The organism is Stenotrophomonas lactitubi (assembly GCF_002803515.1).
Taxonomy (GTDB): domain Bacteria; phylum Pseudomonadota; class Gammaproteobacteria; order Xanthomonadales; family Xanthomonadaceae; genus Stenotrophomonas; species Stenotrophomonas lactitubi.
The window spans coordinates 190,689-212,344 of the sequence record NZ_PHQX01000003.1; the positions used below are offsets into that span (position 1 = coordinate 190,689).

Below are 21,656 nucleotides of genomic sequence, written 5' to 3' on the forward strand. Positions count from 1 at the left end.
GCAAAAGCAAAAGCCGGGTTCCTGTGGGATGGCGGGGTGGGTCCGGTTGCGGAGGACGCCGCAAGTACGTCCCTGTAGGCTTGGCCGCGGCATCCATGCCGCGGACACCCCCGCAACCGGACCCACCCCGCCTTCGACAGATCTCCGCAATCTGTCGGAATGGCATGGCCTGCGCTTGGTGGGTGTCGACCTTGGTCGACACGGTAGATCCACGCCATGCGTGGATGTTCTACGTTCACTTGTCGAAATATTTGATTTCGATGGTGATCCATCCACGCATGGCGTGGATCTACTGGCCACCGGGAAACTGTCGAAGGCGGGGCGGTGTCGGACTGCGGGGTGTCCGCGGCATGGATGCCGCGGCCAAGCCCCCAAGGATGGGTTTACGGCGTCCCCGCAATCCGACACCGCCCCGCCATCCCACGCAATGCCGCTTTGGATGTTGCTCCGGCTGTGGCTTGAAAGCATCTGCAGGTGCAGGGCGCAGCCCTGCCTGACACCCCCCACTACGGTAGGGTGGCCCGATGCCGCGCTGCAGCTTGGCGCCGCCGCATATTTGATTACACTTGAAACTTGTTTGCCCACGACTCCGGACATCCACCATGAAGCTTGGTTCCTTGAAGGAAGGCGGCCGCGACGGCACCCTCATCGTCGTCTCGCGTGATCTGCGCCACGGCGTGCGCGCCACCGGCATCGCCGCCACCCTGCAGTTGGCCCTGGAGGACTGGAGCCATCTGGCTCCGCGCCTGAATGCCCTGTATGACTCGCTCAATGCCGGTGACGCCGATGGCGTGTTCGACCTGGAGCCGCAGGCCCTGGCCGCGCCGATGCCGCGCGCCTATGAATTCGTTGATGGCAGCGCCTACCTGCCGCACGTCGAGCGCGTCCGTCGCGCCCGCGGCGCCGAGGTGCCGGAGAGCTTCTACAGCGATCCGCTGATGTACCAGGCCACCAGTGCCGGTTTCTACGGGCCGCGCGATGCGGTCAAGGTGGTCAGCGAGGACTACGGCATCGATCTGGAAGCGGAAATCGTGGTCATCACCGACGACGTGCCGATGGCGGCCACGCCGGAGCAGGCCGCCGGCCACATCCAACTGGTCGGTCTGGTCAACGACGTCTCGCTGCGCAACCTGATTCCGGGCGAGCTGGCCAAGGGCTTCGGCTTCCTGCAGTCCAAGCCGCGCTCGGCGTTGTCGCCGGTGTTCGTCACCCCCGATGAGCTGGGCGCTGCCTGGCAGGACAGCAAGGTGCACCTGCCGCTGCTGACCCACATCAACGATAAGTGGTTCGGCGCGCCGGAAGCCGGTGTCGACATGCAGTTCAACTTCGCCCAGCTGGTCGCACACGCAGCGAAGACGCGTCCGCTCAGTGCCGGCACCATCGTCGGCTCGGGCACCATCGCCAACGAAGACACCAGCAAGGGCGCTTCCTGCTTCGCCGAGCAGCGCGTGGTGGAGACCCTGCGCGACGGCAAGCCGAGCACGCCGTTCATGTCCTTCGGCGACGTGGTCCGCATCGAAATGCTCGATGCCGCCGGCAACAGCATCTTCGGTGCGATCGAGCAGCGCATCGAACAGGCGGCCAAGCCCTGAGCATGGAGGCGGCGATGGAGATTCCGGTCGACGACGGCATCGTGCTGTACACCTACTGGCGATCCAGCGCCGCCTACCGCGTGCGCATCGGCCTGGCATTGAAAGGCCTGGCCTTCGAAGCACGACCGGTGCACCTGGTGCGCGAGGGCGGTGAGCAGCACCATGACGCCTACCGCGGGCTCAATCCGCAGCAGTTGGTGCCGACGCTGCTGCATGACGGGCACGTGCTGACCCAGTCGCTGGCGATCCTGGAGTATCTGGAAGAGCGCTTCCCGCAGGTGCCGCTGCTGCCGGCCGATGCCGCTGGCCGTGCACGGGTGCGGGCGCTGGCGCAACTGGTGGCCTGTGACATCCACCCGATCAACAACCTGCGGGTGATGCAGTACCTCGAGCGCGACCTGCAGTTGCCGGCCGATGCACGCACGCAATGGACGCTGCACTGGATGGCCGAAGGCTTCGCGGCGATGGAGGCGATGCTGGCAGCCAGTGGGGAGACAGGCACGTTCTGCCACGGTGACCGCCCGGGCCTGGCTGACATCTGCCTGCTGCCGCAGCTGTACAACGCGCACCGCTTCGGTCTGGATCTGGCGCCGTACCCGATCCTCCGCCGGATCGAGACCGCCTGCCAGCAGCTGGACGCATTCACCGGTGCACGCCCGGAAAACCAGATCGACGCCGCCTGACGTGCCGCTGTGCTCGCCGGGCATGGCCCGGCGCTACCGGTCTCCGGCGCGCGCGGAATCGGCCACCAGCAGCTGCCGCAGGTCATCGCGGAACAGCCTGTAGGCGTCCTCGCGCCGCGCTTCATCCTTCTGCCGCAGCACCCAGGCCGGATGCACCGTGGCGTAACCACGGGTGCCATCGTCCAGCACGTGCCAGCGGCCACGGTCGCGCATCAGGTTGAAGTCGCTGCCGAACAACGCGGTCGCTGCCGTGGCACCCAGGCAGACGATCACCTTCGGTTTCACCCGTGCGATCTCGCCCTGCAGCCACGGCCGGCAGGCGTGTACATGACGGCTCTCCGGGCGCTTGTGCAGGCGAAGCTTGCCGCGCCGTTCGTGGTGGAAGTGCTTCACCGCGTTGGTCAGGTACAGCGTGCTGCGTTCGATGCCCAGTTCCTGCAGCGCGCGGTCCAGCAACTTGCCGGCCGGTCCCGCAAAGGGGCGACCACTCAGGTCCTCGACATCACCGGGCTGTTCGCCCACCAGCATGATGCGTGCATCGGCACGACCTTCGCCGAACACGGTCTGGGTGGATGCCTCCCACAACGGACACTGCCGGCAGACGGCCGCTTGCTGGCGCAGTGCCTGCAGGCTGCCATCGTCCGCAGCGGCATCAGTGGCATCGTTCTGCCGCGCTGGAATACGTCGTTGCGGCGCCTGCGCCGGGCGATCGTGCATCTCCTGCACGCGGTTGGCCGCATCGCGCACAAGGCCAGGCAACAGCTGTGCTTCGGGAAGGTGCTTCCAGTACCGGGCGGGCATTTCCTGCTGCATCATCCGCGTGTTGAGCCGCGCCGGATTGAAGATGCTGGCGTAATAGGTCTGCCACAGCGTTTCGCGTGCGTCTTCGGCGGGGGCATCCTGGCGGGTGCCGCCATCGCCGAACCATAGCGCGCTGCCATCCCACTGCACGCTGCGCGTGGGCGTCAGGATCGCCCAGCGCATGCCGGCGAAACGGCGGGCGAAGAACGGTGCAACGCGGTCGACGATGTTGTGATCGGGCTCGAACCAGGCGATGAACGCGTCGGTCTCGCCGGGCACCTCGCGGAAGCGCACGAAGGCCTTCATCTTGTGCGTATCGCGGCGCACCGCCTGCGCCAGCGCCATCAAACGCAGCACATCGGCATCGGCAGGATTGGACAGCACCGTACGTTCGCCGTGGGCGATGCGCCACAACAGGCGGTACAGCAACGGCAGGCGCTGCGGATCGCGATGGCACAGGCAGGTCGCGGCCAGTTCCACGAAGTCGCGCGGCACGTTCGGTGCGGTGGCACCGTCGGGCAACGGCGCCTGCTGCACCGCTGGCGCATCCAGCAATGACGACTCGGAATCCATCAGCCAGTCCAGCTGCTCAGGGCGCACGCCGCGCAGCAACGCCTCCCGCGCCGCGTTGCGCCAAGCGTCCAGTGACCACGGCGGGTCCACCCGCAAAGACCAGCGTTGCATCTCAGACAGCGGGCGCGGCATCGAACAGCGAGCCCTGGCGCGGCGGTGGGGCCAGCTTCGCGCGCAGCGCCGTCGGATCATCCAGCGCGTTGCGGGGATGGTGGTCGGCCAGCTGCACGAACGGCAGCAGCTTGCTCATCGGTGCCTTCAGCCGGGCCAGGTCGGCCACGCGCAGGCGACCGTGGCGGCGTGCCATCAGCACGCGCTTGACGTTGCGCACGCCCAGCCCGGGCACCCGCAGCAGCAGCTCCTTCGGTGCAAGGTTCAGGTCCACCGGGAAGCGCTCCGGATGCCGTATCGCCCAGGCCATCTTCGGATCGATGTCCAGGTCCAGCATGCCGCCCTGGGTAGTGTCGGTGATCTCCTCCACGCCATAGCCGTAGAAACGCAGCAGCCAGTCGGCCTGGTACAGCCGGTGCTCGCGCTGCAGCGGGGGCGGTTGCAGCGGCAGCTGGCGGCTCGCATCGGGAATCGGGCTGAAGGCGGAGTAGTACACCCGGCGCATGCGGTAGTTGCCGTAGAGGCTGTCGGCGCTGGTCAGGATCTGCTGGTCACTGGCACCGTCGGCACCGACGATCATCTGCGTGCTCTGCCCGGCGGGTGCGAAGCGGGGAGGGCGAGGGCGTGCGCTGCGGGTGGATACCGGGGCGATCACCGCCGGCGCCTTGCGGGCCTCCTTGGCCTCTTCGATACGCCAGCGCAGCTCACCCATCGCGCCGCGGATCGATGTGCTGGTCTTTTCCGGGGCGAGGGTGGCCAGGCCCGCCTCGGTGGGCAGTTCAACGTTGATCGACAGGCGATCGGCGTAACGACCCGCAGCGGCCAGAAGCTCCGGCGATGCCTCGGGGATGGTCTTCAGGTGGATGTAGCCGGCGTACCGATGTTCCTCGCGCAGCCGTCGTGCCACTTCCACCATGCGTTCCATCGTGTAGTCCGCATTGCGGATGATGCCGCTGGAAAGAAACAGGCCTTCGATGTAGTTGCGCTTGTAGAAGTCCAGGGTAAGCGTGACCACTTCGTCCACGCTGAAACGCGCGCGCTGCACGTTGCTGGACACCCGGTTCACGCAATAGGCGCAGTCGTACACGCAGAAGTTGGTCAGCAGGATCTTCAGCAGCGATACGCAGCGGCCATCGGGCGTGTAGCTGTGGCAGATACCCATGCCTTCGGTACTGCCGACGCCGCCGGAGGCGCGCGAATCGCGCTTGCCCGCGCCGCTGGAGGCGCAGGACGCGTCGTATTTTGCGGCGTCGGCAAGGATGGCCAGCTTGCGTATGGTTTCCATTGAAGGAACCTACGCACGAGGGGTCTCATTGGATGAGACAGCCGGTGAACAATTCAGCAAACAACGCCGGGCATGGCCCGGCGCTACCGGACGCGTGGTGGTAGCGCCTAGCCATGCCCGGCGGGCGTGCGGTCAGAACCCGTGGGTAATGCTCGGCGCGCCGGCCGAGAAGTCCGCATAGGGATCATGCTCGCCGCTGCCGCCTTCGGACAGGCGGAACTTCAGCGCCAGCCCATCGCGTGAGTCGGCCGCACGCAGTGCCTCTTCCTGGTCGATGGTGCCGTTCTTGGCCAGACGGAACAGGCACTGGTCGAAGCTCTCCATGCCTTCTTCCAGCGACGCCTCCATTGCTGCCTTGATCTCGTGCACCTGGCCGCGACGCAGCAGGTCGCGGATCATCGGCGTGTTGATCAGCACTTCGGTGGCCGGCAGGCGGCGCCCCTCCTTGTTCTTCACCAGGCGCTGGCTGACCACCGCACGCAGGTTCAGCGCCAGGTTCATCAGCACGTTCTTGTGCGCGCTTTCCGGGAAGAAGTTGAGGATGCGCTCGATGGTCTGGTCGGCGTTGTTGGAATGCAGGGTGGCCAGGCACAGGTGGCCGGTTTCGGCGAAGGCGATCGCCGCCTCCATCGTTTCCGCATCCAGGATCTCGCCGATCAGGATCACGTCGGGTGCTTCACGCATCGCATTCTTCAGCGCGTCGTGGAAGGTGTGGGTATCGAGCCCGACCTCGCGCTGGTTCACGATCGACATCTTGTGCTTGTGCAGGTACTCGATCGGGTCCTCGATGGTGAGGATGTGACCGGTGGTGGTGCTGTTGCGGTGATCGATCATCGACGCCAGCGAGGTGGACTTGCCGGAGCCGGTGGACCCCACCACCAGCACCAGCCCGCGCGGAGTCATGATGACGTCCTTCAGCACCTGCGGCAGGTTGAGCTCTTCGATGCTCGGAATCCGGCTGCGGATGGCGCGGATGACCATGCCCACTTCACCGCGCTGCTTGAACACGTTGACGCGGAAACGCCCGGCATCGGCCAGGGCGATGGCCATGTTGAGCTCCAGCTCGCGCTCGAACTGGGGCACCTGGCCCTCGTCCATCAGCGAGTAGGCGATTTTCTTCACCATTCCCGGCGGCAGGCCGGTATTGCCGAGCGGATACAGCTTGCCCTCGATCTTGATGTAGACCGGCGCGCCGGTGGTCAAGAACATGTCCGAAGCGTTCTTTTCGGTCATCAGCTTCAGGAAGTAGCCGATATCCATTGCGAATTTTCCCCAACGAAACTGCCGGTGCCCGTTGCAAGCACGGTACCGGCTTGACGACAATGGCCGCGAACCGACAACCGGTACGGCCTCCCCAATGAAACGACTTAGCTTCGCACGAATGCGCCACAGCCTGTATGTGATGGCGTTTGCATTCGCACTCTCTGCCCCCGCCTGGGCGCAGGACGGCGCGTTGGAACTGGCGCAGGCCCGGCAGGCGGTGGATAAAGCCACCCAGGCCGATGCCGACCAGTACGCCCCGGACCTGATCGGGCTGGCCCGCCAGGGACTGGAGCAGGCCCAGCGTGCCGCAGGCGACCGCCGCGAGCGCAAGAACGCACCGGCCATGGCCCTGCGCGCTGCCGTTGACGCCGATCTGGCCCGCGCCCGCAGCGAGGAAGCCACGGCGACCGCACAGCTGCAGCTGCGCCGCAACGAGGTCAACCAGCTGCAACGCCAGTTGTCGACCGGGGAGGACCGCCGATGAAGACGATCTCCGCCCTGACCCTGGCCACACTGCTGGCCCTGCCGACGCTGGCCCTGGCCGCGGACAACCCGATGGTCGGCCAGCTGAGCCAGCGCCTGCTGTCGATCCAGGCCAATCCGGACACCGCCGAGCTGGGCGCCTTCGAGCGCATGCAGGCGCAGCAGGCCATTGCGACCCTGGAGAAGGCCAAGCGCCGCGACCAGGAACTGGCTACCTATCTGGCCGAGCGCCGGGTCGAGATCGCCGAGACCGCCGTGCGGGCTGCGCTGGCCGCGCGCGAGGTGGACCGTCTGGAACGCACCCGCAGCGACCTGCTGATCGAAGCCAGCCGCCGCGATGCCGCCCGCGCCCGCCAGGAAGCCGAGCAGCTGCGCATGCAGGCGCAGATGCAGGCAGAAGAGGCCGAACGCCTGCGCCAGGCGGCCGAGGCCGAGACCCTGGCCCGCCAGGATGCCGAAAACGCCCTGACCAGCGTGGCCGGCAAGCAGCAGCAGCGCCTCAGCTCGGCCCAGCAGAACGCGGCCAAGCTGGCCCGTGAGGAAGCCGAGCTGGTGTCCGGGCAGAAGCTGCCGGGCTCGAAGTTCGATGGGCGCGGCGAGGTCTTCACCTTTGCCGGTGACGCCTACGCTGCCGGGGCCTCGAGCCTGTCCGGTGGCGCCCGCAACCAGGCCAAGGCCCTGGCCGAGTACGTGAACATCGGCAAGAAGGGCAGGATCCGCATCGAGGCCTACGACAGTGCCAATGGCGTAGGCCAGAAGCGCGCCGAGGCACTGCGCGACGCGCTGGTCTCGGCCGGCGTCGCCAGCAGCCGGATCCAGGTCGCTGGCAAGAAGGCCGCTTCGACCCGGGCCCGCTCGGCCGAGGTCGTGATCGCCCCGTAATTGCTTGATATCGTTTGTTTTTCGTTGTGTTGAGTATTCAGCCTGAACCCCGCCTCGGCGGGGTTCGGTCTTTTTGCCGCAGGGGCTTGAACCCGGTCCAGAGCAAGCGTAGGGTCAATTGTCCGGGACGCAATAACGCGGACCGGACGATGGGAGGGCCGGGCCGATGCAAGCAGGGCGCGAACCGCAGCAGATCGACGTGCGCAGGCCAGTGCCGCATGTCGTTGTGGGCACCCATGTGGGCATCGACCGGCACTCCTCCATGAACAACGCCCCGTGCCTTGCGGCCGGGGCGTTCGTGTATCTGTCGAAGGAGGTCCATCATGTTTGAAGATCAGCCCCAGAGCGAGATCGACGCCCGTCGCGCGCGCGATCCGGAGTTCCGGGCACTCCATGACCAGCACCGCAAGTTGAACAAGAAGTGCATGGATGCGGAGTTGGGTGTACTCCCGATCGATGATGTCACCCTGGGTCGAATGAAGCGCGAGAAGCTGCTGGCCAAGCAACGCCTTCTGCGAATGTATGAAACACCGCTCGCAACGTCGTCCCCCACGCATTGACGCACCCCTGTCGTGCCCGGAATGGCATGACCCGGCCATCGATGGCCCCGCCAGGCACTCCTGACCTGGCAACGCGGCGCCGCTGAACGCCGGCGTCGCGCCAAGGCACCACACGCGGTGGTGCCTTGGCCCTGCAGGCACGTCCCCCGATGCGGGCGGTACCGGTCTCCTCGTCGATCCGGGGCCGTCCGCATCCCTTTTTCCGCGGTCCGCCGCCTTGGCATCGAACCGGCCTGACTTTCGTCGCCATCCGTCGGATAATCATCGGTCCGGCCCTGCGTGGCGCGAACCGAAGTCCCCCGAATGCCCATCCATTCTTCCGTCCTCGAACTCATCGGCCAGACCCCGATCGTCAAGGCCCAGCGCCTGGATGCCGGCGTCTGCGAGCTCTACCTGAAGCTCGAAAGCGCCAACCCGGGCGGATCGATCAAGGATCGCATCGGCCTGTCGATGATCGAGGCGGCAGAAAAGCGCGGCGACCTGAAGCCCGGCGCCACCCTGGTCGAAGGCACCGCCGGCAACACCGGCCTGGGCCTGGCACTGGTGGCCCAGCAGAAGGGCTACAAGCTGATCCTGGTGGTGCCGGACAAGATGAGCCGGGAGAAGATCTTCAACCTGAAGGCGATGGGTGCCGAAGTGCGCCTGACCCGCTCGGACGTGGCCAAGGGCCACCCGGAGTACTACCAGGACCTGGCCAAGACCATCGCCGAGCAGACCCCGGGCGCGTACTTCATCAACCAGTTCGGCAACCCGGACAACCCGGCCGCACACGAATTCGGCACCGGCCCGGAGATCCTCGAGCAGATGGGCGGCGATCTGGATGCCATCGTGTTCGGCTGCGGCAGCTCCGGCACCATGACCGGCCTGTCGCGCGCCTTCGCCACGCTGTCGCCGAAGACCGAGCTGGTGCTGGCCGACCCGGTCGGCTCGATCCTGGCCGAATACATCAACGACGGCGTGCTCAACGACAAGTCGGGCAGCTGGCTGGTGGAAGGCATCGGCGAGGACTTCCTGCCTTCGATCTCCGATTTCAGCCGCGTCACCAAGGCCTATGCCATCACCGACGCCGAGAGCTTCCACACCGCGCGCGAGCTGCTGGCCAAGGAGGGCGTCCTTGGCGGCTCTTCCACCGGCACCCTGCTGGCGGCGGCGCTGAAGTACTGCAAGGCGCAGACCACGCCGAAGAAGGTGCTGGTGCTGGTGCCGGATACCGGCAACAAGTACCTGTCGAAGATGTACAACGACTACTGGATGCTGGACAACGGCTTCCTGCAGCGCCCGCAGCACGGTGATCTCCGCGACCTGATCCTGCGCCCGTATGGCCAGCGCGACACCGTGGTGATCGGCCCGAACGACCTGCTGACCACCGCCTACCAGCGCATGAAGCTGTACGACGTGTCGCAGCTGCCGGTGATGGATGGCGACCAGCTGGTCGGCATCGTCGACGAAAGCGACGTGCTGCTGCATGTCTATGGCGATGAAGCACGCTTCCGCGACCCGGTGGCCACCGCCATGGTCAGCAAGCTGGACCGCCTGGATGTGAAGTCGCCCATCGAGGCGCTGCTGCCGGTGTTCGACCGTGGCCAGGTGGCCATCGTGATGGACGGTGATGCCTTCCTCGGCCTGATCACCCGCATCGATCTGCTGAATTACCTGCGTCGGCGCGTTCAGTAAGGCGTTTATCGCCGCAGATCGCTGCTGAATCCCGGTTTATCCGCGTCAAAGCTCGTTAAGGCCGCGCTGATAGACTCCCGCTCCTTCGACGGCGCCGGTCATCGGCGCCAATCAGGAAACGACATGTCCAACGCTTCTTCCCCGGACCGCGCGCTGGCGCTGGCCACCCTGGCCATCCATGGCGGCCAGTCGCCCGACCCGAGCACCGGCGCGGTGATGCCGCCGATCTACGCCACCTCGACCTATGCGCAGTCCAGTCCGGGCGAGCACCAGGGCTTCGAGTACTCGCGCACGCACAATCCGACCCGCTTCGCCTACGAGCGTTGTGTGGCCTCGCTGGAAGGCGGCACCCGCGGCTTCGCCTTTGCGTCGGGAATGGCCGCCAGTTCGACGGTGATCGAACTGCTGGATGCCGGCAGCCACGTGGTGGCGATGGACGACATCTATGGCGGCAGCTTCCGCCTGTTCGAGCGTGTGCGTCGCCGCACAGCCGCACTGGATTTCAGCTTTGTCGACCTGACCGATCTGGCGGCGTTTGAAGCGTCCATCACGTCGAAGACGAAGATGGTGTGGATCGAGACCCCCACCAACCCGATGCTGAAGATCGTCGACATCGCTGCGGTCGCCGCCATCGCCAAGCGCCATGGCCTGATCGTGGTGGTCGACAACACCTTCGCCTCGCCGATGCTGCAGCGTCCGCTGGAGCTGGGCGCGGACCTGGTGCTGCACTCGGCCACCAAGTACCTCAATGGCCACTCGGACATGGTCGGTGGCATGGTCGTGGTCGGTGACAACGCCGAACTGGCCGAGCAGATGGCCTTCCTGCAGAACTCGGTGGGTGGCGTGCAGGGCCCGTTCGACAGCTTCCTGGCGCTGCGCGGCCTGAAGACCCTGCCGCTGCGCATGAAGGCGCACTGCGCCAACGCGATGGCGCTGGCACAGTGGCTGGAAAAGCACCCGGCGGTGGAAAAGGTGATCTACCCGGGCCTGGCCTCGCACCCGCAGCATGCGCTGGCGGGCAAGCAGATGGCCGGCTACGGCGGCATCGTCTCGATCGTGCTGAAGGGTGGTTTCGAGGCCGCCAAGCGCTTCTGCGAGAAGACCGAGCTGTTCACCCTGGCCGAGTCGCTGGGCGGCGTGGAAAGCCTGGTGAACCACCCGGCGGTGATGACCCATGCCTCGATCCCGGTGGCACGTCGCGAGCAGCTGGGCATCAGCGATGCGCTGGTGCGGTTGAGCGTGGGTGTCGAGGACCTGGGGGATCTGCAGGTGGATCTGGAACGGGCGCTGGGTTGAGTCGCGCAATGGCAGCCAACGGCGGGAGCGACGGGAAAGTTCGGCCATTGAGCCGGCTGGTCCGCGCCCTGCGCGCTCGCGTGGGGGGACTGCGCCGCTGGTGGTTGGCGCGCGGGCTGGAACAGGCGCGCTTTACGGCGTTGCCTGTGGGCAACGGGCGGGACGCGGCCGGGGATGCGCTGGTATTTCCTCCGACGGATCCGGCCTTGGGCCCGGGTGTCAATCTCTACGGTTACATCCATGGTCAGTTCGGCCTGGGACAGACCGCGCGGATGTATGCCCGTGCGTTGCTGGATGAGGGGTATCCGGTCGCCGTCAACGATGCCGGAATCGACATCGCGCATGCCTGCAATGACCAGAGTCTGTCCGACCAGCTGGGCCGTGGTGCCCCGTATCCGTATACCCTGGCCTTCGTGAACCCGGATCGGTTTTCAGAAATCGCTCCACGCCTGCCGCAGGATGCCTACACCATCGGATTCTGGTTCTGGGAACTGGATATCGTGCCCAGCGCATGGATGCACACATTGCAACAGGTCGACGAAGTCTGGGTGTCCACCAGTTTCGTCGAGGAAGCATTCAAGCGCGCGACCGACAAGCCGGTCATCCGCATTCCGCATCCGATCGTGCCGCAACCGGGCGCCGCTCTGCCACGATCGAGCTTCGGCCTGGACAGCGATGCATTCGTGTTCCTGTGCAGCTTCGACTTCAATTCGTCGATCCATCGCAAGAACCCTTGGGCCGTGCTGGCTGCGTTCCGCGCGGCATTCGACGGTGCGCCGGACAACGTGCAGTTGATGATGAAGTGCAGCAATGGGTTCCGTTACCCGCAGCTGCTGCGTGAACTCCTCAAGCAGGCCGCCGGTGATCGACGCATACTGGTGCGCGACCAGGTGCTTGACGATGACCAGTTGCATGCATTGCAGGAAACGGCCGATGCCTATGTTTCGCTGCATCGCGCCGAAGGATTGGGCCTGGGCCTGGCCGAAAGCATGGCCCGGGGCAAGCCGGTGATCGCCACGGCATGGTCGGGAAATCTCGACTTCATGAACGATGGCAACAGCTGCCTGGTGCCTTTCCGCAAAACGCCGATCGGGGCGGGGGAGTACCCCTTCGTCGACGGTGGCATGTGGGCCGAGGCTGACGTGCCTGCGGCGGCGGCGTGGATGGTCCGGCTCGTGCGTGAGCCCGGCCTGGCGCAGCGGATCGGTGCGCAGGCGCGCCGCGACATTCTGGAAACCATGAGCTTGCAGGCTGCCTCGACGGCGATGCAGGCACGATTGCAGTCTTTAGAACGACAAGAACGATGAACGCAAGAACCACTTCCGCCGGGCACGAGGATTCGACATGTTGGGTATGCTGAAAGCCCTGTGGTACTACCGTTACTTCATTTTCTCCTCGATCAAGAACGAGCTCAGGCTGCGCTTCATCCGCAGTCGGTTGGGTGCGTTGTGGATGATCATCCACCCGCTGATGCAGGTGCTGATCTTTGCCACGATCCTGTCCGAGGTGTTGTCCGCCAAGCTGCCGGGCATCAATGACAAGTACGGGTATGCGCTTTACCTGATGTCCGGCACGCTGTGCTGGACGTTGTTTTCCGAGACCATCGGCAAGTCGGTGAACCTGTTCGTCGACAGCGGAAACTTGATGAAGAAGATGTCGTTCCCGCGTATCTGCCTGCCTTTCATCGCCGGTGGAACGATGCTGGTGAACAACCTGTTGCTGCTGGTCGCCATTTTTGCCGTGTTTGCGGTGATGGGCCACATGCCCACCGCCGAAGTGCTGTGGCTGCCGGCGCTGATGCTGCTGACGCTGGGCTTCTCGATGTCGCTGGGTCTGCTGCTGGGCGTGCTCAATGTGTTCATGCGCGATATCGGCCAGGTTGTACCTGTGGTCCTGCAGGCGTTGTTCTGGCTGACCCCGATCGTCTACCACATCACCATCCTGCCCGAGCGCGTGCAGACGATCTTCCGACTCAACCCCTTGCTGCCACTGGTGACCAGCTACCAGAACGTTCTGGTCTTCGACAAGCCGCCGGTCTGGGGCGATCTGATGTGGCTGATGGTTGCCACGCTGGTACTGGCTCTGGCCTCGCTGGTGATGTTCCGTCGTGCCAGCCCGGAAATGGTGGATGCGCTATGAGTGGTGAACTGAAGGTCGACAACGTTGGCAAGGCGTATCGCGTCTGGAGGAGCGAATGGCTCCGCGCGGCCAGCTGGTTCGGCGTGCCGACCCGGCCCAAGGAAGAGAACTGGGTGCTGCGCAACGTGTCTTTCACCATCGCGCCCGGTGAGGCCGTCGGCGTGATCGGACAGAATGGCGCTGGCAAGAGCACCCTGCTCAAGCTGATCACCGGCACCGCCCAGCCCACCGAGGGCGTGGTGACCCGCACCGGGCGGGTTGCTGCCATCCTCGAGCTGGGCATGGGTTTCAACCCGGATCTCACCGGGCGCCAGAACGCATTCCACTCCGCCGGGCTGATGGGATACTCGCAGGAGCAGATTCAAACGGCGATGCCGGAGATCGAAGCGTTCGCCGAGGTGGGCGAGTACTTCGACCAGCCGGTGCGCACCTATTCCAGTGGCATGCAGGTGCGTGTGGCGTTCGCTGTCGCCACCGCGTTTACGCCCGACCTGCTGATCGTCGATGAAGCCTTGTCCGTTGGTGACAGCTACTTCCAGCACAAGAGCTTCGACCGCATGCGCCGTTTCCGCCAGCAGGGCACGTCGATCATGCTGGTGTCGCACAGCCTCAGTGACGTCAAGGCACTGTGCGACCGTGCCATCCTGCTGGACAAGGGCCGGGTGCTGAAGGACGGTGAGCCGGACGAAGTCATCGACTTCTACAACGCGCTGATCGCCAAGAAGGAAAACGAGATGCTTTCGGTGGAGCAGCGCCGCAGCAAATCAGGCTGGGTGACCACCCGCAGCGGGACCGGCCAGGCACGCGTGGCGTCGCTTGAGCTGCTTGATCGCGAGACCGGCAAGGAGGTCAAGCTGGCAACGGTAGGCCAGAAGCTGCGCCTGCAGCTGCAAGCCGAGGTCGGTTCAGACCTGCCGAGCCTGGTGCTGGGCTTCATGATGCGCGACAAGCAGGGACAGATCATCTGGGGCAGCAACACCTGGCACACCGGTCAGGTCCAGCGCGACGTGCGCGTAGGTGAAAGGTTGGTCTACCACCTCGACTTCACCTGCACGCTGGGTCCAGGATCCTATTCGGTTTCGCCGGCACTGGTCAGTACCGAGACCCACATGGTCGACAACTTCGAGTGGGTGGACAACCTGCTGGTGTTCGAGGTGATGAATGCCGACAAGACCACCTTCATCGGATCAAACTGGCTTGACGCACACTTCAGTGTCGAGCGCGGCCACGCTCTGGCCAATGGCGCGCAGGCGGACTGACGGACAATCATGTCAAAGCTGATTTCATACGCGCAGAACTTTGAAGACGTGATGCTGTGGCGCGCGCTGTCGCACGTGCCCAACGGCTGTTATGTCGACGTCGGCGCACAGAGTCCGGATACTGATTCGGTCAGCCGCATGTTCTACGAACATGGGTGGCGCGGCGTGCATGTCGAACCCACTCCTCAGTACGCCAACCTTCTGCGCGAACGTCGGCCGGAGGAAGTGGTCCTGCAGGTCGCAGTCAGCGACCAGCCGGGCATCCTGCAGTTCTTCAACATCGCCGATACTGGCCTGAGCACCACCGATCCGCTCATCGCCGCCGAGCACCGTGATGCAGGGTTCAGCGTGTCCGACGTGCGCGTGCCGGCACTCACGCTCGATGCCGTGCTGGAGCAGGTGGTCGCAAGCGAAATCCACTGGTTGAAGGTCGATGTGGAGGGTGCCGAGGAACTGGTGCTGCGCGGCTGGCAGCATGATGACCGCCTGCCCTGGCTGGTCGTGGTGGAAAGCACCCGGCCATTGAGCTCCGAACAATCCCACCAGCAGTGGGAACCCATTCTGCTGGGCAAGGGCTATCGCTTCGTGTATTTCGATGGGCTGAACCGTTTCTATGCAAGCCCACAGCATCCCGAGCTGGATGCAGCATTCGAAAGCGGTCCGAACGTATTCGATGAATTCAGTCTCAGCTCCAGCTCGCAGTTCTGTTCGCAGCTCAACCTTGCATACCACGACCTACAGATGGTTTCCGGCCAGCGCGAACAGGAGCTGGATGCCCGCATCCGTGCACTGGACGAGGAGCTGGAGAACGAACGGATACAGCTTGCCGAAGCCGCAGACCAGCATTCCAGGGCATTGGACAAGCTGCGCAGCGAGTATGACGGTGCGGTCCATGCAATGGCGGTGGCGCAGCAGACGCTGGTGGCCGAACATGAGCGTGAACGAACGCTGCTGGACAAGAAGGCCCTGGGCGAATTGCATGAGCTGATCGCACAGGTCGCGAAAGGCAAGCAGGAAGCCCATCGCTGGTGGCTCGCGCACGAACAGCTTCTTGCGCAGTTGAATACGATCGAGAGCAGCCGTTCCTGGCAGCTGACCCGGCCATTCCGTGCTGTGCGTCGCCGGCTGTCCGCGAGCGTTCTGGGCCGCATGAAGCGCGCGCTGCGCCCGTTGACGGTGCGCGCGCTGAAGTTCGCCATGGCAGCGCCCTGGTTGCGGCGAGTGGCCAAGCCGCTGGTGGCGCGTGTTCCCTTCCTCTACAACCGCCTGCAGAAGATCGCCATCCACGAGCAGTTGTTCGAGATTGAACGCGGGCACCTGGCAGCGATGGAAGGCAATGAGCACGATGTCACGGTCGTTCACCTGGACCGCCGCGCCTGGCGGGTGCTGGAAGACCTGAAGCGTTCAAGGAATGAAAGGGCCGTCCGATGAGAGTTCTGATCGACCTGCAGGGTGCACAGACCGAGAGCCGCTTCCGTGGCATCGGCCGCTATTCGACCTCACTGGCCGAAGCCATGGCCCGCAACGCTGGCGACCACGAAATATGGGTGGCGGTCAACGGTACCTTCCCCGATGGTATCGGCGAAATCCGGCAGGCCCTGGATGGCCTGGTGCCACAAGAACGCATCCGCCAGTTCGAGACCTTCAGTCGCGTCGGCTGGCCGAATGCGGGCAATGCGTGGCGCCGCAGTAGTTCCGAGTTGATGTGGGAAGCTTTCCTGGATGGGTTGCAGCCTGATTTTGTGCATGTCTCGAGTCTTTTCGAGGGCTCGCAGGGTGGCGCCGTGGGCTCGATCGGAAAGCTGCCGGGTGTGCAGGCTGCCACGGCGGTAACCCTCTACGATCTGATTCCGCTGCTCAACCCCGAGGTCTACCTGGCGTCGGATTGGGTGCGCTCCTGGTACATGGACAAAGTCGAGTCGCTCAAGCGCGCGGACCTGCTGTTGTCGATCTCCCAGCATGCCCGCCAGGAAGCCCTGCAGGCGCTGGACATCGATCCGGCGCGCGTGGTCAACATCTCCTCGGCCATCTCCCCGCACTTCGTGCCGATGGCCATCGGTGACCGCGAGCGGGCGATGCTGCACGAGCGCTTCAACCTGCGTGGACGTTACGTGATGTACAGCGGCGCGATGGAGCCGCGCAAGAATGCCAATGGCCTGCTGCGCGCCTTCGCGTTGATGGACCCGGCTGTGCGTGCATCGACCCAGCTGGTCATCGCTGGCAAGGTATCCGAGCACGATCGCCGCAACTTCGATGTCCTGGCTGGGCAGCTGGGGGTGGCCAACCAGGTGGTGTTCACCGGTTACATCACCGATGAGGAACTGATCGCGCTGTACAGCGCGACGGCGGCGTTCGTATTCCCGTCGCTGCACGAAGGGTTTGGTCTGCCGGCATTGGAGGCCATGGCCTGTGGCGCGCCGACCATCGGTTCAGGCACGACCAGTGTGCCGGAGGTCATCGGGCGCGAGGACGCGCTGTTCGATCCGAAGGAACCTGCGTCCATTGCCCGCTCCATGCAGCGGGTGCTGGAAGACACCTCGTTCGCTGACGAGCTGCGTGCTCATGCACCACGCCAGGCGGCATCGTTTTCATGGGACAACTCGGCCAAAGCGGCGTTGCAGGCGATGGAAGCCGTCGCCTCGCAACGATCTTCGCGTGATCGCCGTTGGATCACCTCGCGCCCCGCGCTCGACGCCAGCTATCGCGCCCTGGTGCAGTCGGTGGGTGGGCTGGACGTTGGCTGTGAGCCCGAGCCGTTCGAACTGCAGCAGGCGGCGGCGTTCATCTCTTCGGCCATGGCAACCAACGAAGCGCTTGCCCGGGGCGGTGAGCTGCCTGCCTCTCTGGCCTGGCGCGTGGAGGGGCCTTTCGACAGCAGCTACAGCCTTGCCCTGGTCAACCGCTGCCTGGCCGAAGCACTGGTCGAGCGTGGGCACCGCGTTGGCCTGCATTCCACCGAAGGCCCGGGCGATTTCGAGCCGTCGGCGGACTTTCTCGCGCGCAATCCCCGTGTGGCTGCGCTGCATGAAGCCGTGGTCGCCATGGCCGAGGACAAGGTGGATGTCACCAGCCGGTTGCTGTATCCGCCGCGGGTGGCCGACGCGCGTGCACGCATGAACCTGTTGCATGCCTACCCGTGGGAGGAGAGTGGCTTCCCGCAGGACTGGGTGGAGGAGTTCAACGACAGCCTGCAGGGCATTTCCTGCGTTTCACACCATGTCGAGAAAATCATGATCGACAACGGTGTGTCGGTACCGTTGGGCGTCTGCTGGAACGGCGTGGACCATTGGGAACAGGTCGTGGCGGATATGACCTATCCGGTTCCCGGCAACGGTTTCCGCTTCCTGCACGTTTCCTCATGCTTCCCGCGCAAGGGCGTGGATGCGATGCTGGTGGCCTATGGCAAGGCGTTCAGCGCCGATGATGACGTGTGCCTGGTCATCAAGACCTTCGCCAACCCGCACAATGAGGTGCACCGCTGGCTGGCGGATGCGCGCCGCGGCAATCCGCGCTATCCCGATGTGCACATCATCGAGGACGATGTCAGCGACGCCCAGCTCAAGCACCTGTACGCCGCCTGCGATGCACTGCTTGCGCCGAGCAGGGCCGAAGGCTTCGGCCTGCCGTTGGCCGAGGCGATGCTGGGCGGGCTGCCTGTGATCACCACCAACTGGGGCGGACAGCGGGACTTCTGCAATGACGATACCGCCTGGATGGTGGACTATCGGTTCGTGCAGGCGGCGACGCACTTCAACCTGCGCAATTCTGTCTGGGCCGAGCCTGATGTCGATGCGCTGGCCGCTGCAATGCGCGAGGTACGCAGCGCCGATCCGGCACGAATCCAGGCAAAGGTCGACGCGGCGCGCCGGTTGCTGCTGTCCCGCTTCAAGTGGTCCGATGCCGCTGAGCGCCTGGAACACGATGTACGTACCTTCGCTGCCCAGCCGACGCTGCCCGAGGCACGGATCGGTTGGGTCACCAGCTGGAACACCCGCTGCGGCGTTGCCAGCTACGCCAGCTACCTGGTGGAAAGTGGCGGTACTCCCGCCGCGATCCTGGCGGCCGAGGCCGAGGACCGCACCTTCAAGGATGGTCCGGAAGTGGTGCGCTGCTGGCGCCAGGGTGAAGGTGACATGCTGGAGCGCCTGGAGCAGCAGGTCGAGCGTTTGAAGCTGGACACGCTGATCATCCAGTTCCAATATGGCTTCTTCGATTTCCCGGCGTTTGCGGCGTTCCTGGATCGTCAGCAGGCGGCAGGACGCGTGATCATCCTGATGATGCATGCCACGGTCGACGCTGCGGAAAATCCGCGCAAGCGCCTGCGCGATCTGGCGCCCATGCTGGCGCGCTGCGACCGGGTGCTGGTCCATTCGATCCATGACCTCAACCGGCTCAAGGACATCGGCGTCGAGCACAATACGGCAATGTTCCCGCACGGCATCCTGGAACCGGCCGAAACACCGGCCCGGCCAGTCGGAGCGCGTCTGCGCGTGGTGTCCTATGGCTTCTTCCTGCCGCACAAGGGCTTGCTGGAGCTGATCGACGCCGTCGCGCTGATGGCAGGGCAGGGCGTGGATGTTGAACTGGCCATGATCAATGCCGAGTATCCGGTCAGCGTCTCGCGTGAACAGATCGAGCAGGCTGCGGCGCGCGTGGTCCAGCATGGACTGCAATCGCGAGTGCGTATGGTCACGCGATTCCTGCGCGACCAGGAAAGCATGCAGGAGCTGGTCCAGGCCGATGTGGTGGTGTTCCCCTACCAGGGCACGGGCGAATCATCCAGTGCGGCCGTCCGCTACGGGCTTGCATCGGGCCGCCTGGTGGCGGTAACGCCGCTGGCCATCTTCGACAACGTCGGCGATGTCGTGCATCGGCTGCCAGGCACTTCACCCGCCGATCTGGCGGCCGGCCTCACGCAGCTGCTCCGTGCCAGCCGTGAAGACACTCCGGCCGTGGCCGAGGTACAGCACCGCGCCGCACAATGGCGGGCCGAACATCGGTATCCTGCGCTGGCCCGCCGCTTGGATTCCATGGCGCGCCAACTCGTGCGCAAGCGCCGGCAGGGCCCGGTTCCGAACATGTTCAATCATCTGGAAGAGAAGCAATGACGAAGAAAGCGATCATCACGGGCATCACCGGTCAGGACGGCGCATATCTCACCCAACTTCTGCTGGAGAAGGGCTACGAAGTGCACGGCACCTACCGTCGCACCAGTTCGGTCAACTTCTGGCGTCTGGATGAGCTGGGCGTGACCAACCACCCGAACCTGCACCTGGTCGAGTACGACCTGACCGATCTGGGCGCCTCGTTGGCGATGGTGCAGAAGATCCAGCCGGATGAGATCTACAACCTCGCTGCGCAGAGCTTTGTCGGCGTCAGCTTCGACCAGCCGAGCACCACCGCGCAGATCACCGGTGTGGGCGCGTTGAACCTGCTGGAAGCGATCCGCCTGGTCAACCCGAAGATTCGCTTTTACCAGGCGTCGACCTCGGAGATGTTCGGCAAGGTGCAGGCCGTGCCGCAGGTGGAGGACACCCCGTTCTACCCGCGCAGCCCGTACGGCGTGGCCAAGCTCTACGCGCACTGGATCACCGTGAACTACCGTGAGAGCTACGATATCTTCGGTTCCAGCGGAATCCTGTTCAACCACGAAAGCCCGCTGCGCGGCCGTGAGTTCGTGACCCGCAAGATCACCGACTCGGTGGCCAAGATCAAGCTGGGCCAGCTGGATGTGCTGGAACTGGGCAACCTCGACGCCAAGCGCGATTGGGGCTTTGCCAAGGAGTATGTGGAAGGCATGTGGCGCATGCTGCAGGTCGATCAGCCGGATACCTTCGTGCTCGCCACCAACCGCACCGAAACCGTGCGTGATTTCGTCAGCATGGCGTTCAAGGGTGCTGGCATCAATGTCGAGTTCAAGGGCCAGGACGTCGATGAAGTCGCCATCGATACCGCCAGCGGCAAGACCGTGATGCGTATCAATCCAAAGTTCCATCGCCCAGCCGAAGTCGACTTGCTGATCGGCAATCCGGAGAAGGCTGAGCGTATCCTCGGCTGGAAGCCGCAGACCTCGTTGGAGCAGCTGTGCCAGATGATGGTCGAGGCCGACCTGAAGAGGAACGAGCGTGGCTTCTCGTTCTGAGTTGTCGGGCCAGCGCGTGCTGGTCACCGGGGCGTCCGGGTTCACCGGTCGCTACGTGATCGAGCGCCTGCGGGTTGCCGGCTGCGAAGTGCACGACCTGAGTCCCGGCGATGCCGGGGCGCCGGTCAACCTGCTCGACCGCGCTGCCATCAAGCAGCGCATCGCCGAAGTACGGCCGCAGCGGGTGGTGCACCTGGCCGCAATCTCATTCGTCGCCCATGGCGACGCTGACGAGATCTACCGGGTCAACGTGGTGGGCACGCGCAACCTGCTGGAGGCACTGGCTTCGCTGGAGCAGATGCCGGCCAATGTGCTGCTGGCCAGCAGTGCCAATGTCTACGGCAATGCTTCCGGCGTACTGGATGAGCAGGCCCCCTTGTCGCCGCAGAACGATTACGCGGTCAGCAAGATGGCGATGGAGGCCATGGCTGCCCTGTGGGCCGATCGTCTGCCGCTGACCCTGGTGCGTCCGTTCAACTACACCGGCGTGGGCCAGGACGAGAAGTTCCTGATCCCGAAGATCGTGGCGCATTTCCGCCGCGGCGCCGATGTGATCGAACTGGGCAACACCGACGTTTCACGCGATTTCAACGACGTGCGCGGTGTTGCTGCTGCCTATGAAGGACTGCTGGCGATGGACGGCAGTGGCCAGACATACAACGTGTGTTCCGGCCAGGAGCATTCATTGCAGGAGGTCATTGAACGCATGCGCCGGATCTCCGGTCGCGATATCGAAGTGAAGGTCAATCCCGCATTCGTACGCGCCAACGAGGTCAAGTCGTTGCGCGGCGACAATGGCAAGCTGCTTGCCGCGGTGGGTCCACTGCCGGAATTTGATTTGAGCGAGACGCTTCGTTGGATTTACCAGGCCGGTACAACGGCCTGACAGAGGCCTGATCCACTTGCTGGGTCA

The 21,656-nt window shown here is 64.7% G+C and carries 17 protein-coding genes; 14 read left to right on the forward strand and 3 right to left on the reverse strand.

Annotated features, from left to right (window positions below):
• The first annotated feature begins 602 nt into the window (after positions 1 to 602).
• Together CR156_RS22430 and maiA are read left to right on the forward strand one after the other, a co-directional pair.
• Positions 603 to 1,592, forward strand: a complete 990-nt coding sequence (locus CR156_RS22430) for a fumarylacetoacetate hydrolase family protein (protein ID WP_100554657.1) — start codon at positions 603 to 605, stop codon at positions 1,590 to 1,592.
• A 14-nt stretch (positions 1,593 to 1,606) separates the two neighbouring features.
• Entirely contained in the window at positions 1,607 to 2,275 is a 669-nt protein-coding gene (gene maiA / locus CR156_RS22435; RefSeq protein WP_100554658.1) for a maleylacetoacetate isomerase, read from the forward strand.
• Between the two features lie 33 nt (positions 2,276 to 2,308).
• Here maiA and CR156_RS22440 read toward each other — a convergent pair whose 3' ends face one another.
• The 3 genes from CR156_RS22440 to CR156_RS22450 all read right to left on the reverse strand — a co-directional run bounded on the left by CR156_RS22440 (position 2,309) and on the right by CR156_RS22450 (position 6,305).
• A complete protein-coding gene (locus tag CR156_RS22440; protein WP_243382195.1) occupies positions 2,309 to 3,760 on the reverse strand; it encodes a UdgX family uracil-DNA binding protein in 1,452 nt (483 codons plus the stop codon).
• Between the two features lies 1 nt (position 3,761).
• The gene (locus tag CR156_RS22445; protein WP_100554660.1) at positions 3,762 to 5,045 is read right to left on the reverse strand and encodes a putative DNA modification/repair radical SAM protein; all 1,284 of its coding nucleotides are present in this window, start codon (positions 5,043 to 5,045) and stop codon (positions 3,762 to 3,764) included.
• A 132-nt stretch (positions 5,046 to 5,177) separates the two neighbouring features.
• Positions 5,178 to 6,305, reverse strand: coding sequence for a PilT/PilU family type 4a pilus ATPase (locus CR156_RS22450; RefSeq protein WP_100554661.1), 1,128 nt, complete (start codon positions 6,303 to 6,305; stop codon positions 5,178 to 5,180).
• Positions 6,306 to 6,426: 121 nt separating this feature from the next.
• Here CR156_RS22450 and CR156_RS22455 point away from each other — a divergent pair, with 121 nt between their 5' ends.
• From CR156_RS22455 to CR156_RS22510, 12 genes are all read left to right on the forward strand, one after another.
• The gene (locus tag CR156_RS22455; protein ID WP_089238584.1) at positions 6,427 to 6,792 is read left to right on the forward strand and encodes a DUF4398 domain-containing protein; all 366 of its coding nucleotides are present in this window, start codon (positions 6,427 to 6,429) and stop codon (positions 6,790 to 6,792) included.
• Complete coding sequence (locus CR156_RS22460; protein ID WP_100554662.1) at positions 6,789 to 7,673, forward strand: OmpA family protein; 885 nt, start codon at positions 6,789 to 6,791, stop codon at positions 7,671 to 7,673. Before CR156_RS22455 ends, CR156_RS22460 begins: the two co-directional genes overlap by 4 nt.
• Before the next feature lie 323 nt (positions 7,674 to 7,996).
• Positions 7,997 to 8,233, forward strand: coding sequence for a YdcH family protein (locus tag CR156_RS22465; protein ID WP_025878453.1), 237 nt, complete (start codon positions 7,997 to 7,999; stop codon positions 8,231 to 8,233).
• 303 nt (positions 8,234 to 8,536) lie between these two features.
• The gene (locus CR156_RS22470) at positions 8,537 to 9,907 is read left to right on the forward strand and encodes a pyridoxal-phosphate dependent enzyme (RefSeq protein WP_100554663.1); all 1,371 of its coding nucleotides are present in this window, start codon (positions 8,537 to 8,539) and stop codon (positions 9,905 to 9,907) included.
• 123 nt (positions 9,908 to 10,030) lie between these two features.
• On the forward strand, positions 10,031 to 11,203 hold the full coding sequence (locus CR156_RS22475) for a cystathionine gamma-synthase (protein WP_100554664.1): 1,173 nt from the start codon (positions 10,031 to 10,033) through the stop codon (positions 11,201 to 11,203).
• A gap of 47 nt (positions 11,204 to 11,250) precedes the next feature.
• Positions 11,251 to 12,510, forward strand: coding sequence for a glycosyltransferase family 4 protein (locus CR156_RS22480; protein ID WP_165781038.1), 1,260 nt, complete (start codon positions 11,251 to 11,253; stop codon positions 12,508 to 12,510).
• Positions 12,511 to 12,547: 37 nt separating this feature from the next.
• Positions 12,548 to 13,342, forward strand: a complete 795-nt coding sequence (locus CR156_RS22485) for an ABC transporter permease (RefSeq protein ID WP_100554666.1) — start codon at positions 12,548 to 12,550, stop codon at positions 13,340 to 13,342.
• Complete coding sequence (locus CR156_RS22490) at positions 13,339 to 14,601, forward strand: ABC transporter ATP-binding protein (protein ID WP_100554667.1); 1,263 nt, start codon at positions 13,339 to 13,341, stop codon at positions 14,599 to 14,601. Before CR156_RS22485 ends, CR156_RS22490 begins: the two co-directional genes overlap by 4 nt.
• A 9-nt stretch (positions 14,602 to 14,610) precedes the next feature.
• Positions 14,611 to 16,032: an FkbM family methyltransferase gene (locus CR156_RS22495; RefSeq protein WP_100554668.1), complete on the forward strand. Its 1,422-nt coding sequence runs from the start codon at positions 14,611 to 14,613 to the stop codon at positions 16,030 to 16,032.
• The gene (locus CR156_RS22500; RefSeq protein WP_100554669.1) at positions 16,029 to 19,709 is read left to right on the forward strand and encodes a glycosyltransferase; all 3,681 of its coding nucleotides are present in this window, start codon (positions 16,029 to 16,031) and stop codon (positions 19,707 to 19,709) included. The genes CR156_RS22495 and CR156_RS22500 overlap by 4 nt, the downstream gene beginning before the upstream one ends.
• Entirely contained in the window at positions 19,706 to 20,743 is a 1,038-nt protein-coding gene (gmd, locus tag CR156_RS22505) for a GDP-mannose 4,6-dehydratase (protein ID WP_100554670.1), read from the forward strand. The genes CR156_RS22500 and gmd overlap by 4 nt, the downstream gene beginning before the upstream one ends.
• On the forward strand, positions 20,727 to 21,629 hold the full coding sequence (locus CR156_RS22510; RefSeq protein ID WP_100554671.1) for a GDP-mannose 4,6-dehydratase: 903 nt from the start codon (positions 20,727 to 20,729) through the stop codon (positions 21,627 to 21,629). Before gmd ends, CR156_RS22510 begins: the two co-directional genes overlap by 17 nt.
• The last annotated feature ends 27 nt before the right edge of the window (positions 21,630 to 21,656 follow it).

Bases quoted from the DNA above. Each gene is read 5' to 3' on its own strand.
- CR156_RS22430 (WP_100554657.1), top strand. From the start codon at position 603: ATGAAGCTTGGTTCCTTGAAGGAAGGCGGCCGCGACGGCACCCTCATC.
- maiA (WP_100554658.1), top strand. From the start codon at position 1,607: ATGGAGATTCCGGTCGACGACGGCATCGTGCTGTACACCTACTGGCGA.
- CR156_RS22440 (WP_243382195.1), bottom strand. From the start codon at position 3,760: ATGCAACGCTGGTCTTTGCGGGTGGACCCGCCGTGGTCACTGGACGCT.
- CR156_RS22445 (WP_100554660.1), bottom strand. From the start codon at position 5,045: ATGGAAACCATACGCAAGCTGGCCATCCTTGCCGACGCCGCAAAATAC.
- CR156_RS22450 (WP_100554661.1), bottom strand. From the start codon at position 6,305: ATGGATATCGGCTACTTCCTGAAGCTGATGACCGAAAAGAACGCTTCG.
- CR156_RS22455 (WP_089238584.1), top strand. From the start codon at position 6,427: ATGCGCCACAGCCTGTATGTGATGGCGTTTGCATTCGCACTCTCTGCC.
- CR156_RS22460 (WP_100554662.1), top strand. From the start codon at position 6,789: ATGAAGACGATCTCCGCCCTGACCCTGGCCACACTGCTGGCCCTGCCG.
- CR156_RS22465 (WP_025878453.1), top strand. From the start codon at position 7,997: ATGTTTGAAGATCAGCCCCAGAGCGAGATCGACGCCCGTCGCGCGCGC.
- CR156_RS22470 (WP_100554663.1), top strand. From the start codon at position 8,537: ATGCCCATCCATTCTTCCGTCCTCGAACTCATCGGCCAGACCCCGATC.
- CR156_RS22475 (WP_100554664.1), top strand. From the start codon at position 10,031: ATGTCCAACGCTTCTTCCCCGGACCGCGCGCTGGCGCTGGCCACCCTG.
- CR156_RS22485 (WP_100554666.1), top strand. From the start codon at position 12,548: ATGTTGGGTATGCTGAAAGCCCTGTGGTACTACCGTTACTTCATTTTC.
- CR156_RS22490 (WP_100554667.1), top strand. From the start codon at position 13,339: ATGAGTGGTGAACTGAAGGTCGACAACGTTGGCAAGGCGTATCGCGTC.
- CR156_RS22495 (WP_100554668.1), top strand. From the start codon at position 14,611: ATGTCAAAGCTGATTTCATACGCGCAGAACTTTGAAGACGTGATGCTG.
- CR156_RS22500 (WP_100554669.1), top strand. From the start codon at position 16,029: ATGAGAGTTCTGATCGACCTGCAGGGTGCACAGACCGAGAGCCGCTTC.
- gmd (WP_100554670.1), top strand. From the start codon at position 19,706: ATGACGAAGAAAGCGATCATCACGGGCATCACCGGTCAGGACGGCGCA.